The organism is Cellulomonas sp. NS3 (assembly GCF_024757985.1).
Taxonomy (GTDB): domain Bacteria; phylum Actinomycetota; class Actinomycetes; order Actinomycetales; family Cellulomonadaceae; genus Cellulomonas_A.
Window position 1 is genome coordinate 3,091,241 of record NZ_CP103289.1, and the last position, 13,810, is coordinate 3,105,050.

Genomic DNA, 13,810 nt, shown 5'->3' on the forward strand with positions numbered 1-13,810 from the left:
GTAGGGTTCCCCCGTGCGCGGACGGACGTGGGTGCGGGTGCTCGATGCGGTGCTGCGCGCCGTGACGTCCGGCGGCGGTCCTGGGGCGTCCGGGAGCGGGTCCGGCCGGGGCGGCACGTCCGGCTCCGCGACGCAGCCCCCGGCCCGGCGCGCTCCGCTCCGGCGGACCCGCACCACCGCGGACCGTCCGGCAGCGGACCGGGGCACCGCAGCCCGCGGCGGCGGGGACGCCGGCCGCGGCGCCCAGCCCGCGCCGGCCCCTCGGTCGGGTCGCGAACGGTCCGCGGCGCGGCCCGAGGGCGACTACACCGGCGTCGTCCGCCCCCAGTACTCCCCCGACCCCGACGGCCGCGCCGACCCGGGCGAGATCGTGTGGACGTGGGTCCCCTACGAGGACGACCCGTCGCAGGGCAAGGACCGCCCCGTGCTCCTCGTCGGGCGCGACGGGCCGGACCTCCTCGGGCTCATGCTCACGAGCAAGGACCACTCGCGCGACGCGGCCGACGAGGCGCGCTGGGGTCGGGTGTGGCTCGACATCGGTGCGGGCGACTGGGACTCCCGGCGCCGCCCGAGCGAGGTCCGCCTCGACCGCGTGCTCCGCGTCGACCCGGACGCGGTGCGCCGGGAGGGCGCCGTGATGCAGCGCGCACAGTTCGACCGGGTCACGGGCTCGCTCGCGGAGCACCACGGCTGGTAAGATAGTAAATCGCGTGTCCGCCCAGGTCGGCGGGCACTGGTCCAGTTCCTCTCCGCGGGTGTCCCCACGCCCCAGTCCCGGAACCAGACGGGCCCTCTACGACCTATCCGACGCTCAGGCGACACACCAGAAAGTCCACACGTGGCAAACATCAAGTCCCAGATCAAGCGCATCGGCACCAACGAGAAGGCGCGCCTGCGCAACAAGGCCGTCAAGTCGGAGCTCAAGACGCACGTGCGCCGCGTCCGCGAGGCCGTCGCCGGTGGCGACAAGGAGGCCGCCTCGGTCGCGCTGGTCAGCGCGTCGAAGAAGCTCGACAAGGCCGCCTCGAAGGGCGTCATCCACCAGAACCAGGCGGCGAACAAGAAGTCCGCTCTGGCGAAGGCCGTCGGCTCGCTCTGACACCTCGCGCTCAGCGCACCGTACGACGAAGGCGCCGCCCGTCCAGGGCCGGCGCCTTCGTCGTACCCGCTGTCCCCGTCCGGCCCGGGCAACCGTGACGCCGAGGGGCGCGCCCCGGACGCGACGAAGGCGTCACCCCCCCTGCGGGGCGACGCCTTCGTTCTCTCCGACCCGACGGGCCTCAGCCAGCTGCGGCGGTCCATGCCTCCCGCAGCGTCGCCGGGACCGTGGGTCGGAAACCTGCCTCGCGCAGTGCGCGGTCGAACGCGTGCGCGGCGCCGGCCACGTCCCCGTGGCCGAGGAAGCGGTCGCCGAGCTCGCGCCACGCCGCTGCCGACTGCCGGGTCGCGGACATCATGCCGAGCATGTCCGCCGCCCAGCGGTACGCCCGCGCCGCGCCGGCGACGTCCTCCCGGGCGTGCAGCGCGTCACCGAGCGCGAGCTGGGCGACCGCGGTCTCGAGACGCGGCTGGTCGCCGAGCCGTCGCAGCGCCTCACGGGCGCTGGCCTCGGCGACGTCGAGGTCACCGAGCACGAGGTGCGCGCGCGAGCGCTCCACGTCGACGCGCGAGAGCTCGATCTCGGAGCCGATCACGAGCAGGTCGGGCAGCGCACGGTCGAGCTGGCGCAGCGCCTCGTGCGGCTCGGCCGGCTCGCTGCGCAGGAGCAGCCACGCGTAGTTGAGCCGCAGGCGCGGGAGGTCACGACCGAGCTCGCCCTCGCCCAGCAGCGCGAGCGCGCGCTCGGTGTACCGCTGCGCGAGCGGGTAGTCGCGGCGCTGCTCGGCGACGAGCGCGGCGTTCCAGTACACGCTGCCCCGTCCGCGCGGGCTGCCGAGCGCCTCTGCCTGGCGGACCAGCTCCGCGGCGCGGTGCGTCGCGTACAGGAGGTCACCGCGCTCGACGTAGGCCCACAGGACCGTCGACGCCAGGCGCAGGTGCTCGTCGGTGCCGGACATGCCGCCGGCCTCGAGCTCGTTCAGGATGCGCTCGCCGACCTCGACCGCGCGGTGCATGTCGCCGCCCTCGAGGTACGAGGCGACGAGCCCGGTCGCGATGGCCGCGGAGTCGAGGTTGTGCGACCGGGCACGGGCGTCGTCGAGCAGCGGCTCGAGGATGGCCACCGCGGACTCGAGGTCACCGAGGGCCTCGTGCGCGCGCGCCAGGGTCATGAGCGCCTCGACGCGGACGGCGTTCGTCACGCTGGTGAGGTCGATCGCGGAGATGCGCGTCCGGGCGCCCGCGGGCTCGCCGGCGCTGAGGTCCAGCTTCGCGTAGTCGATCTCGAGCCGGGCGCGGGCCTCGTTGGGGCCGTCGTCGCCGTGCTTGAGGTACTCGACCGTCGACCCCAGCCGCTGCGCGAGCACGGTGAGCGCGGAGTCCGTGGGCTCACGACGCCCGGCCTCGATCAGCGAGATGTAGCTGGGCGAGAAGGAGTCGCCCGCGAGGGCGGTCTGGGAGAGCCCCGCAGCGAGCCGCGCCTGCCGGACCCGGTCAGCGATCGTCGTCATAGTCGGTCACTGTACCTGTGACGACCCGGAATTACCGCCCCTGACAGCGGGCGAATTTCCGACCACGTGGTAGCGGACGATGGGGCGCCCGCTACCACGCCGGTCGCTGGCTCAGCCGGCGAGACGGCGTGAGCTGCTCAGTTCATGTTCATGCGGCAGCAGCCCGTGGCACCGCCGGACATGAGGCTCACCTCGGAGGCGTGCGCGGACGCCGCGGCGGAGAAGGAGAGCGCGGCGGCGAGGGCGAGGGCGGCGACGGCCTTGAGCGAAGACGACATGGGAAGGCTCCTGTCATAACTGATTGACTGCGTGTCACGTCTATCATGACCGATCCCGAGCGCCGAGTCGCCCCTTTCACAGGGCTCTGGCACAGCTCCGCCCAATCGAGTGACCCGCCCGAATCGGGCAGCGCGGATTCCCCGGCGTCGTCGCAGTTCAGCCGATCGGAGGAGTGTCAAGTCAGGGATGGTTATGGTGTCATAGTTGTCATGACCGGAGACAAGGACGCACTGGCGGCACAGCTCGCCGCCGCGGTGGACGACGCGATCTCCGACAGCGCGCGGCACGACTGGGCGCAGCACCTCGCTCGCGAGCGCGTGCTCGTCGGGCGGCAGGGGATCTTCTCGCCGCGCCTGCGGCCCTTCGCCTACCAGCTCTCGTTCCGCCCGCCGGGCACCGGCGGCCAGCCCGCGCCGCACCACGCCACCTGGACCGAGCTGCAGCACGAGCGCGCGACCGCGCACGTCCTGCGGGCGACCTTCGGCCGCGCGGACCTCGAGCAGGTCGCCCACGGTCGCTGGATGTTCGTGCGCTTCCCGCGCGCCTACCTCGTCCAGGACCTGCCCGTGCCGGCCCGTCCCGACCGACTCGTCATCGAGATCGCGGACAACGTCGAGGTCGACACGGAGGTCATCGCGGGCGTGCGGCGGCTGCGCGAGCGCGGGTTCCGCGTCGCCATCCCCGGCTTCGTCAGCCGGCCGGGGCAGCGCCGGCTGCTCCCCCACACCGACTTCGTGAAGATCGACGTGCGCGACCTCGACGTCGAGGGACGCCCGGTCGTCGAGCTCGCCCGGTCGTACGGCGCGCTCCTCGTCGCCGAGTACATCGAGCACCCCTGGATGCTGCACCAGAGCCGTGACCTCGGGTTCGACCTCTTCCAGGGGAACCTGCTCGAGCCGTCGGCCACCCTGGACCGCTCCGCGGCTCGGCTGCTCCGCCCCGTCGGCTGACCGGGGTCTCCACCGCCGGTCCCGCTCTCGCCGGACCGGCGCAGCCACGGGACGACGGGGGCGCCGGGCGGCCGACTGGCGAGATGTCCTGACTCGCGTCATCATCCGCGATGTGCGCGCTCTCATCCGGTGTGACCCTCGCAGCGCCCGCCGCCGTCCCCCGTTCGCACCGGCGGCGGCACGCCCCGGCAGAGCGCAGCGGCCCCACGGGTCCTGACGACGCCGTCGCCGCCGTCGGTCGGCGCATCCCGGTCGGGAGGCAGCCCATCACGGACCCGGACGGGACGCCGCGGGCCTACGAGTTCCTGTACCGGTCGCTCGCATCCGAGCGCGTCGGCGTGGACCGGTGGGCCGCCGCGCAGCAGGACGTCGCGACGGGCGCCGTGCTCCACTCGGTCTTCGCCGACCGCGGCGTCGGGATCGCTGCCGCCGGCTGCCCCGCCTTCGTCAACGTGACCCGGTCCTACCTCGTCGGCGCGCTCCCGCTGCCCGCGGACCCGGCCCGGCTCGTCCTGGAGGTCGTCGAGTCGGTGCAGGTCGACGCCGAGGTGCTTGCCGGCGTCGCCCGGCTCCGGGCCGCCGGGTTCCGGATCGCCGTCGACGACTTCGTCGCCCTGCCCGACCAGCTGCGCCTGCTGCCCTTCGCCGACTTCGTCAAGATCGACCACCGCGACCTCGTGCGCCACGGGAGGCCGCTCCTCGAGCTCGCGTCCCGGTTCGGCGCCCGCCTCGTCGCCGAGCACCTCGAGACCACCGAGGCGCTCGACGCCTGCGTCACGGCGGGCTTCACCCTCCTCCAGGGCGACGTGCTCGCCCCGACGGTGGTGCTGCCCGGCGCGGAGCCCGCTCCGGTGGGACCGAGCGCGGCCGCGCCCGCGCTCGCGTCAGCGCGAGCCCGCTGAGGCCACGCGGAGCACCGCCCGCTCGACCGCGAACTGCGGGTCCCGGCTCTCGCCCTTCACCTCGGCATCGGCCTGCGCGACCGCGCTGATCGCCACCGCGAGACCCTCGGGGGTCCAGCGTGCGAGGTCGCGCTGCGCACGGTCGACCTGCCACGGGGCGAGCCCCAGATCGCGGACGGCACCCGAACCGCGACCCCGCACCGCCGCCACCTTCGCGAGCGTGCGCAGCTTGGCCCCGAGCGCCGCGACGATGGGCACCGGGTCGACACCCGTCGCGAGCGCGTGCCGCAGGAGTGCGACGGCGTTCCCCGCGTCGCCCTCGATCGCGGCGTCGGCCACGCGGAAGCCGGTCGCCTCGATGCGCCCGCCGTAGTACCGCTCGACGGCCGCCTCCCCGATCGTGCCCGTGGTGTCCGCGACGAGCTGGGCGCATGCCGACGCCAGCTCGCGCAGGTCGCTGCCGACGGCGTCGACGAGTGCCCGCACCGCCTTCGCGTCCGCCCGGCGCTTCGCCCGCCGGAGCTCCGCCGTGACGAACGCAGTCTTGTCGGAGTCCTTCTTGAGCGCCTCGCACGCCACGACGGGCCAGCGCCCGGCGCGCACGGTGTCCAAAAGCTTCTTGCCCCGCTGGCCGCCGCCGTGCCGCAGCACGAGCACCACGTCGTCCTGCGGCGCGGCGACGTACGCGAGCGCGTCGGTGAGCAGCTCGTCCGTCGCACGCTCGACGGACTCGACGATGACGAGGCGGTCCTCGGCGAACAACGACGGGCTGGTCACGACACCCAACGACCCGGTGCCGTAGTCGGCGGCGTCCAGGCGCGTCACCTCCACGCCGGCGTCGCGCTCGCGGGCGAGCGCGACGAGCCGCTCGACCGCACGGTCCGCGAGCAGACCCTCGGGCCCCGCCACCAGGACGACCGCAGCCAGCTCGACCTCGTCCCAGCCGATGCCCGGTGCGGCAGGGCGTCCGCCGGAGGTCGCACGGGAGCTGGAGCGGGTCGGGGTCGGCACGCGACCAGCCTGCCATGCCGGACCCACGTCCCGACGCACAGCGCGACGGGTGCCCGGCGTCGACCTCGGGCACCGGGCACGGGGCCGGCGCCGGACGCGTGTGCCGCTCAGGTGCTGGCCCTACGGCGCCCGGGCACGCGCTCCGTCGCGGTGCCCACCCCGTGGTCGACGTCCCCCGGTGGGCGGCCCAGGAGCAGGGCGAGCCCGGCGGCCGTGCCCGCGGCGAGCAGGACCAGGCCGACGACGCCCGGCGTCCACGCGACCTGGGCGCCCGGCAGCGCCGCCGCGACACGCGCCACGGTCGCGATCCACCAGCACGCGAGGCCGGCCAGCTCCGCCAGGATCACCCCCGCGGCGTGCCACCACGGCGACACCAGCGCCGCGAGGAGGCCCAGCACGGTCGCGGGCGCCACCGCGGGCGCGACGAGCACGTTGGCCGGGACCGCGTACAGCGCGACCGCCGGGCTCAGGAGCAGCACGACCGGCGCGCACACGCTCTGCGCCGCGACCGGGACCGCGAGCGCGTACGCGACCGGCGCCCGCGCCGATCCGGACCACCGCCGCGCGAGCGGGCCCGCGAGCAGGACGAGCCCGGACGTCGCCACGACGGACAGCACGAAGCCGAGCTCGCGTGCCAGCCACGGGTCCGCCACGAGGAGCACCACGACCGCGGCCGCGAGCGCCGGGACCGCCCGTGCGGGTCGGCCGAGCACGAGCGCCCCCAGCCCGACCGCGCCCATCGCCGCCGCGCGCAGCACGCTCGGCCCCGGGTGCACGAGCACGACGAACCCGAGCATCACCGCGCAGACGACCGCGGCCCGTGCGCGGCGCGGCAGCCCGGCGGCTCCGGTGAGCACGAGCACGCCCGCGCCGACGATCGAGAAGTGGGCGCCCGAGACGGCGGTCACGTGCGTCAGCCCGGAGTCGCGCATCGCCCGGTCCAGGTCGTCCGGCAGCGCGGACGTGTCGCCGACGGCGATCCCCGGCACGAGCCCGCGCGCGTCCGCACCCAGCCCGGCGCACACGTCACGGAGCCCGGACCGCACGGCGTCGACCGCGAGGAGCGCGCCGCCCGGTGGCTCGACCAGCGCGGGTGTCCCGCCGGCCTGCAGCAGCGCCACCGCGCGGCGCCCCGGTGTCCCGGGCGCCAGCCGACCGCGCACCACCACCCGGGCGCCGTACGAGACGCCCGGCCACGGGGACCCGGTCAGGACGGTCACGGGCGCCGACGCCGCCCGGTGCTCGCCCCGCGTCCCGACGTCGTCGACGGCGAGCGTCGCGCGGTACCGCGGCGGGGCGTCGGGCGGCCCGGACCGGACGCGGGCGGGCTCGGAGGTGAGCGTGCCGGTGAGGGTCACGGTCGCGCCGGAGGCGGCCAGCCCGTCGAGGTCGCCGGCGTCCCGGGCCGCGAGCTGGCTCGCACCGGCGAGCAGCACGCCCGCGACGACACCGCAGGTCAGCACCACCTGGCCGGCGGCGCAGCGGTGCAAGCGCCGGGTGCGACGTGCAGCCGCGGAGCGGCGCTGCGGTCGGGTCGGAGGTGCAGCGGCGGAGCGGCGCTGCGGTCGGGTCGGAGGTGCAGCGCCGGAGCGGCCCTGCGGTCGGGTCGGAGGTGCAGCGGCCGAGCGGCGCTGCGGTCGGGTGGGACGTGCGAGGGTGCCGGGGCCGGGGCCGGCGTCAGGGCCCGGGCCGGGCGACACGGCGCTGTCGACCGACCCGGTGGCGGCACGGGGTCCCGGGCGCGTGGTTCCCGCGCGGCGCACGGCCCGCAGAGCACGCGCGGCCCGCAGGGCACGCACGGCCCGCAGGGCACGCACAGCGACGCCGAGCGGCACCGACCCAGCCGCGATCCCGGCGGCCAGTGCCCACGGCGCGGGCAGCACGACGACGACCACCGCCGCCGCCCACGCGGCGAGCGCCGCCGGGACGAGCCGCAGGTCGAGAGGCACGCTCACGTCACACCCGCACGGCCGGCGCGAGGCGCTCGAGGAGCGCGGGGCCGATGCCCTCGACCTCCGCGAGCTCGTCGAGCGACCGGAACCGCCCGTGCTCCTCGCGCCACGCGAGGATGCGGCCGGCGAGCACCGGGCCGATGCCCGGCAGCGCGTCGAGCGCTGTCACGTCCGCGGTGTTGAGATCGAGCGGCCCTGCGCTCCCCGCGGCGTCGGTGGCCGGACCCGCCGGCGCGGCGGGTGCCGCCTCCCCCACGGCGGAGACCGCGACCTGCTCGCCGTCGACGAGGACCCGCGCGAGGTTGAGGGCAGCGAGGTCCGCGGACGACGACGGACCGCCTGCCGCCGTCAGGGCGTCCGACACGCGCGAGCCCTCGGGCAGCTCGATGATCCCCGGCTGCGCGACCTGCCCCACCACGTGCACGACGACCTGACCGGCGCGCTCGGCGGATCCGGCGGCGGTCCCCGCACCGGTCGGGGCATCGGCGCCGCCCGCAACGTCGGCGCCGGTCGCGGCGTCCGGCTCCGGCTCGGCGCCGACCACCTCACCGGTCGCCCCCGGCGCTCCGGTGACCTCCGGGAGCTCGACCGCGTGCCCCACCTGCGGCACGAGCGCGGGCGCCGCGCGGGCGACCACGACGCCCGCGACGAGGGCCACCGCGAGCGCCGCGACGAGCCCGAGCCGCGTCGGCACGGCCCAGCGCCGCGCTGCTGCTCCGGCGCCGACCTCGTGCTCGCGCTCGAGCGGCGAGCCGTAGCGGCCGGCGTACTCGTCCCGCGCACGAGCGAGCCGTCCCGTCGCGACCCGCCGGACGACGTCCTCGGCGCCCGCCAGGGTGCCGTCATCGAACCCCTCGGCCCGGGCCCGCGTCGTGGTCCCGGACAGGGCCTCGGGATCGTCGACCCATCCCGGACCCGGTTCAGGTAGCGGCTCCCCGCCCGGTTCCGGCTCCCAGGCGGCGCCGGGGCCCTGTCTCGCACCCGAACCCGGCGTCGGTCCGCGCCCGGGCCTGCGGCTCACGTCCGGACCCACCGTCTCGTTCTGCTCCGCGTCCGGACCCAGCGTCTCGTTCTGCTCCGCGTCCGGACCCACCATCTCGTCCTGCTCCGCCTGCGCGTCGGGGTCCGCACCGCCCGCCACCTCGAGACCGCGCCGCCGGAGTGGGGCCTCGCGCAGCCCGTCCAGCGCCCGTCGACCTCCGCCCTGCTCGCCGGCCGCGCTCCACGCTGCCGACGCCGCGCGCTCGCCCCCGGCATGATCGCCGCCGTCCGGGTGGGACGACGGGTGTCCGTCGGAGGCCACGCCGACCACGCGCGCGCGGCCGTCGACCGCCACACCGCGCACGCGCGCCTCCGGACCGTCGCCCGGACCCGGCCGTCCGTCCGCCGGCGCAGGGGCACCGGTCCCGCGCGCGTGGCGCGAGTCACGCCCGTCCACGACGCGCAGCTCCGGCCACCGCGGTCGCACGGTGCCCGGCGCCGCGGCGACGTCGCCGGACGTCGCCGGTGCGACGCGCGGCACGGGTGACGTCGGTGTCCGGAGCTCGTCCGCGCGGAGCGCCGTGCCGGGGTCCGATCCAGGCACGCCCGGGAAGGGCGCCGACGTCCGAGGGAAGGACCCCGCCGCACGACGTGGGACCGCCGCAGGACTGGAGCCCGCCGTCCCCGACACCCGACCCGCCGCGCTGCCGAGCGAGCGCGACGGGTCGGCACCGCCCGGCTCGCCGCCGGGGAACGAGCCCGCCACCCCGGGCACCGAGCCCTCCGGGCCGTCGGGCGGGCTCCTCCGGTCGACGACGCCTGGCTCGGCGCCGCGGAACGAGCCCGCCGCCCCGAGCACCGCACCCGCACTGCCACCGAGCGGACTCGGCGCGTCGGAAACGCCCGGCTCGGCCCCCGGGCCGCGCTGCGGCGTCCAGCGCCGCGTGGCACCGGGGTGCGGCGTCGGTGCGGGGCTCAACGCCTCGAGTCGGCGCCGGGCGGAGTCGGAGGGGTCGGGGGCTCGGACCATGCCGCGACCGTACGGAGGGCCGGGTCACCGGCATCGCCCGCCCGCGGCCACCAGGACGGCGTCGGTGCGGTCAGGCGGCTGGGGGTGCGTCGGCGTCGGCGACCACCAGGGCGAGCACCCCGGGGCCCGCGTGCGCGCCGAGCACCGCGCTCACCTCGCACACCTCGACGGTGCACGCACTCCCGGCGAGCCGGGACCGCAGGGACTCGGCCACCTCCGCACCGAGCTCCGGCTGGCCGAGGTGGTGGACGGCCACGCGTGCGCGCCCGCGGCCGTGCACGTCGGCGACGACGAGGGCCTCGAGACGTTCACGGGCGGCCCGACGCGTCCGGACCTTCTCCGCGACCTCGATCCGGCCGGACCGCAGCGCGAGGATCGGGCGCAGGCCGAGCACGGTGCCCAGCGCGGCCGCGGTGGCGCTGAGCCGGCCGCCACGGCGCAGGTGGTCGAGCGAGTCGACGAGGAACCAGGCGTGCGCGTCGGCCGCGACCTGACGTGCCCGCTCGGCGACCGCGGCCCCGTTCGGCAGGGGTGCCGGCTCGTCGGCGGCGGGTGCCGGCGACCGGTCACGCCGCCTCCCGAACGGACCGTGCCACGTGCGCGACCCCGCGACGGGCGGGGCCGGGTCCGGCGCGCCCACCGACACCCCGCCGCGCGCCAGCCGCGCAGCCGAGAGGACCGCAAAGCCGAGCCCCATCGCGACCGAGCGCGAGTCGACGACGTGCACGGGGAGCGGCGCCGCGAGGGCGGCGAGCTGCGCGCCACGCACCGTGCCCGAGAGGTCCCCGGAGAGGTGCACGGACACGATCTCCCGCGCTCCCCCGGCAGCAGCACGCGCGTACGCGTCGGCGAACGCGGCGGGCGACGGCTGCGAGGTCGTGACGCGCTGCCCCGCCCCGAGCGCCGCCGTCAGCGCGGCGGGGTCCAGGTCGCGCCCCTCGTGCAGGCGCTCGCCACCGAGGACGACCTCGAGCGGCACCACCACGACGCCCCACCGCTCGAGCTCGTGCGCGGGCAGCGACGCCGTCGAGTCCGTCACGACGGCGACGCGCGGCGGCGCGACCTCGCGAGAGCCCGGGCCGCGCCGCGTGCGGTCGGGCACGGCGGTCAGGCCGGCACGACGTTGACCAGGCGCGGCGCCCGGACGATCACCGTGCGGACGTCACGACCCGCGAGCGCCCGCTGGACGCCCGGGTCGGCGAGCGCGATCTCGCGCAGCGCGTCCTCGGTGGCGTCGGCGGGGACCTCGGCACGACCGCGCACCTTGCCCTGGACCTGGAGCACGCACGTCACGGTGTCCTCGACGAGGTACCGCTCCTCGGCGACCGGGAACGGCGCGTGCGCGAGGGACTCGGTGTGGCCGAGGCGCGACCACAGCTCCTCGGCGATGTGCGGCGCGATCGGCGCGGTCATGAGCACGAGCGGCTCGACCGCCGCGCGCGGCACGGCCGGCAGGCTCGTCAGGTGGTTGTTGAGCACGATGAGCTTCGCGATCGCGGTGTTGATCCGCATCGCCTCCATGTCGGCGCGCACGTCGGTGATCGTGCGGTGCAGCACGCGCAGGGTCTCGGCGGACAGCTCGTCCTCGGTGACGACGAGCGCGCCCGTGGCCTCGTCGACCACGTTGCGCCACAGCCGCTGCAGGAAGCGCTGCGCACCGACGACCGCCCGGGTCTCCCACGGGCGCGAGAGGTCCAGCGGACCCATCGACATCTCGTAGACCCGCAGGGTGTCCGCGCCGTACTCGGCGTACATCTCGTCGGGCGTGATCATGTTCTTCTTGGACTTGCCGATCTTGCCGTACTCGCGGTGGACCTCCTCGCCCTGCCGCGAGAAGCCGCTGGGCACCGACTCGTCCTCGACGACCTCGCTCGCCTCGACGTAGGCGCCGCGCCCGTCGCGGTACGCGTACGCCTGGATGTAGCCCTGGTTGAACAGCTTGCGGAACGGCTCGCGGCTCGACACGTGACCCAGGTCGTAGAGCACCTTGTGCCAGAACCGCGCGTACAGCAGGTGCAGCACGGCGTGCTCGACGCCGCCGACGTACAGGTCGACGCCCCCGGCGCCGTGGGTGTCCGCCGGGTTGTGGCCCGGGCCCATCCAGTACTGCTCGAGGGCGGGGTCGACGACCTGCTCGGTGTGCGACGGGTCGAGGTAGTGCAGGTAGTACCAGCACGAGCCGGCCCAGTTGGGCATCGTGTTCGTGTCGCGCCGGTAGGTCCGCGGCCCGTCGCCCAGGTCGAGCGTGACGTTGACCCAGTCCTCGTTGCGACCGAGCGGCGCCTCGGGCGACGACTGCGAGTCCTGCGGGTCGAACGTCCGCGGCGCGTAGTCGGGCACCTCGGGCAGGTTCACCGGCAGGGACGCGTCGGGCAGCGCGAGGGGCAGGTCGTTCTCGTCGTACACGATCGGGAACGGCTCGCCCCAGTACCGCTGCCGGCTGAACAGCCAGTCGCGCAGGCGGTAGGTGATCGTGCCCGCGCCGAGGCCCTGCGCGACGAGCCAGTCGATGATCGTGCGCTTCGCGGCCGCGACGTCGAGCCGGTCGAGGCTCACCGTGTCGTTGGACGAGTTGATGATCGCGCCGTCGCCGGTCCACGCGCCGCCCTCGAAGCCGGCGGGCGGCTCGACGGTGCGGACGACGGGCAGGTCGAACGCCTGCGCGAATGCGAAGTCCCGCTCGTCGCCGCCCGGGACGGCCATGATCGCGCCGGTGCCGTAGCCCATGAGGACGTAGTCGGCCGTGAACACCGGGATGCTCGCGCCGTTCACGGGATTGGTCGCGAGGATGCCGGTGAACACGCCGGTCTTGCGGCCGGCGTCGGCCTGCCGCTCGATCGCGCTCTTCGTGGCCGACTCGCGCCGGTACGCCGCGACGGCCTCCGCCGGCGACGCGTGGCCGCCCGTCCAGCCGTCCTTCGTGCCCTCGGGCCACGCGGCCGCGACGTCGTCGAGCAGCGGGTGCTCGGGCGAGACGACCATGAACGTCGCACCGAACAGCGTGTCGGGGCGCGTCGTGAACACCTCGACCGACGTGCGCTCGGCGCCGTCGGGGCCCGGCACCGGGAAGCGCACGCGGGCACCCTCGGAGCGGCCGATCCAGTTGCGCTGCATCGAGGCGACCTTCTCGGGCCAGTCGATCAGCTCGAGGTCGTCGATCAGGCGGTCGGCGTACGCGGTGATCCGCATCTGCCACTGCCGCAGCGTGCGCTGGAAGACCGGGAAGTCGCCGCGCTCGGAGCGCCCCTCGGACGTGACCTCCTCGTTGGCGAGCACCGTGCCGAGGCCCGGGCACCAGTTGACCGGGGTCTCCGACACGTACGCGAGGCGGTGGGCGTCGACGACGCGACGGCGCGCGACCGCGTCCAGGTCGGCCCACGAGGCACCGGCGGGGACGCCCTCGATGCCGTCCGGCACCGCACGGGCGCCGGACGCGAACGCCTCGACGAGCGTCGCCACGGGACGCGCGGCGCCCCGCCCGCCGTCGGGCCGGACCGCGTCGGCGTCGTACCAGGACTCGAAGATCTGCAGGAAGATCCACTGCGTCCACCGGACGTAGCCCGGGTCGATCGTCGCGAACATGCGGCGCGGGTCGTGCCCCGTCCCCAGGCGGCGCAGCTGGCGCGCCATGATCTCGATGTTCGCCTCGGTCGTCGTGCGCGGGTGCTGCCCCGTCTGGACCGCGTACTGCTCGGCGGGCAGGCCGAAGGCGTCGTACCCGAGGGCGTGCAGCACGTTGTCGCCGAGCATCCGACGGAACCGCGAGACGACGTCGGTGCCGATGTACCCGAGAGGGTGGCCGATGTGCAGGCCCGCGCCGGAGGGGTACGGGAACATGTCCATCACGAAAAACGGCCGACGCTCGGGCTCGGCGTGGCGGCCCTGCGCGTCGGTCAGGGGACCTGTGGGGTTGGCCGCGTAGAACGTCCCGCGCCGCTCCCACTCGTCCTGCCAGCGGAGCTCGAGCTCGTCGGCCACCGCCGCGGTGTAGCGGAAGGGCACGTCGTTCGGCACGTCGTGCGGCACGGGGGCGTCGGGAGCGGGGTGCGAGGGAGCCTGCGAAGTCACGTGCACAGGCTACCGGCGCGCAGCGACC

11 protein-coding genes are annotated in these 13,810 nt (G+C 76.0%); 4 read left to right on the top strand and 7 right to left on the bottom strand.

What is annotated here, in order from left to right; all coding sequences use genetic code 11:
• The first annotated feature begins 13 nt into the window (after positions 1-13).
• Both NXY84_RS14110 and rpsT read left to right on the top strand, forming a co-directional pair.
• A complete protein-coding gene (locus NXY84_RS14110) occupies positions 14-697 on the top strand; it encodes a type II toxin-antitoxin system PemK/MazF family toxin (RefSeq protein ID WP_258723711.1) in 684 nt (227 codons plus the stop codon).
• Positions 698-838: 141 nt separating this feature from the next.
• The gene (gene rpsT / locus NXY84_RS14115; protein WP_034628951.1) at positions 839-1,099 is read left to right on the top strand and encodes a 30S ribosomal protein S20; all 261 of its coding nucleotides are present in this window, start codon (positions 839-841) and stop codon (positions 1,097-1,099) included.
• 181 nt (positions 1,100-1,280) lie between these two features.
• On the opposite strand, the gene NXY84_RS14120 is transcribed toward rpsT, so the two are convergent.
• Both NXY84_RS14120 and NXY84_RS14125 read right to left on the bottom strand, forming a co-directional pair.
• Complete coding sequence (locus tag NXY84_RS14120; protein WP_258723712.1) at positions 1,281-2,609, bottom strand: helix-turn-helix domain-containing protein; 1,329 nt, start codon at positions 2,607-2,609, stop codon at positions 1,281-1,283.
• A 137-nt stretch (positions 2,610-2,746) separates the two neighbouring features.
• Positions 2,747-2,887 carry a hypothetical protein gene (locus NXY84_RS14125; protein ID WP_258723713.1) on the bottom strand — a complete coding sequence of 47 codons (141 nt, stop codon included), beginning with the start codon at positions 2,885-2,887 and terminating at the stop codon, positions 2,747-2,749.
• A 210-nt stretch (positions 2,888-3,097) separates the two neighbouring features.
• Between NXY84_RS14125 and NXY84_RS14130 the strand changes: the two genes are divergently transcribed.
• Both NXY84_RS14130 and NXY84_RS14135 read left to right on the top strand, forming a co-directional pair.
• Positions 3,098-3,838: an EAL domain-containing protein gene (locus tag NXY84_RS14130; protein ID WP_258723714.1), complete on the top strand. Its 741-nt coding sequence runs from the start codon at positions 3,098-3,100 to the stop codon at positions 3,836-3,838.
• A 131-nt stretch (positions 3,839-3,969) separates the two neighbouring features.
• Positions 3,970-4,740, top strand: coding sequence for an EAL domain-containing protein (locus tag NXY84_RS14135; RefSeq protein ID WP_258723715.1), 771 nt, complete (start codon positions 3,970-3,972; stop codon positions 4,738-4,740).
• Here the strand turns inward: NXY84_RS14135 and holA are convergent.
• The 5 genes from holA to leuS all read right to left on the bottom strand — a co-directional run bounded on the left by holA (position 4,723) and on the right by leuS (position 13,782).
• The gene (gene holA / locus NXY84_RS14140) at positions 4,723-5,751 is read right to left on the bottom strand and encodes a DNA polymerase III subunit delta (RefSeq protein WP_396126232.1); all 1,029 of its coding nucleotides are present in this window, start codon (positions 5,749-5,751) and stop codon (positions 4,723-4,725) included. The genes NXY84_RS14135 and holA overlap by 18 nt on opposite strands.
• Positions 5,752-5,858: 107 nt before the next feature.
• Positions 5,859-7,217: a ComEC/Rec2 family competence protein gene (locus tag NXY84_RS14145; protein WP_258723716.1), complete on the bottom strand. Its 1,359-nt coding sequence runs from the start codon at positions 7,215-7,217 to the stop codon at positions 5,859-5,861.
• A gap of 490 nt (positions 7,218-7,707) precedes the next feature.
• Complete coding sequence (locus NXY84_RS14150) at positions 7,708-8,844, bottom strand: ComEA family DNA-binding protein (protein WP_258723717.1); 1,137 nt, start codon at positions 8,842-8,844, stop codon at positions 7,708-7,710.
• A 940-nt stretch (positions 8,845-9,784) separates the two neighbouring features.
• Complete coding sequence (locus NXY84_RS14155) at positions 9,785-10,816, bottom strand: DegV family protein (protein WP_258723718.1); 1,032 nt, start codon at positions 10,814-10,816, stop codon at positions 9,785-9,787.
• Positions 10,817-10,821: 5 nt separating this feature from the next.
• Positions 10,822-13,782, bottom strand: a complete 2,961-nt coding sequence (leuS, locus tag NXY84_RS14160) for a leucine--tRNA ligase (protein ID WP_396126233.1) — start codon at positions 13,780-13,782, stop codon at positions 10,822-10,824.
• Positions 13,783-13,810: the final 28 nt, after the last annotated feature.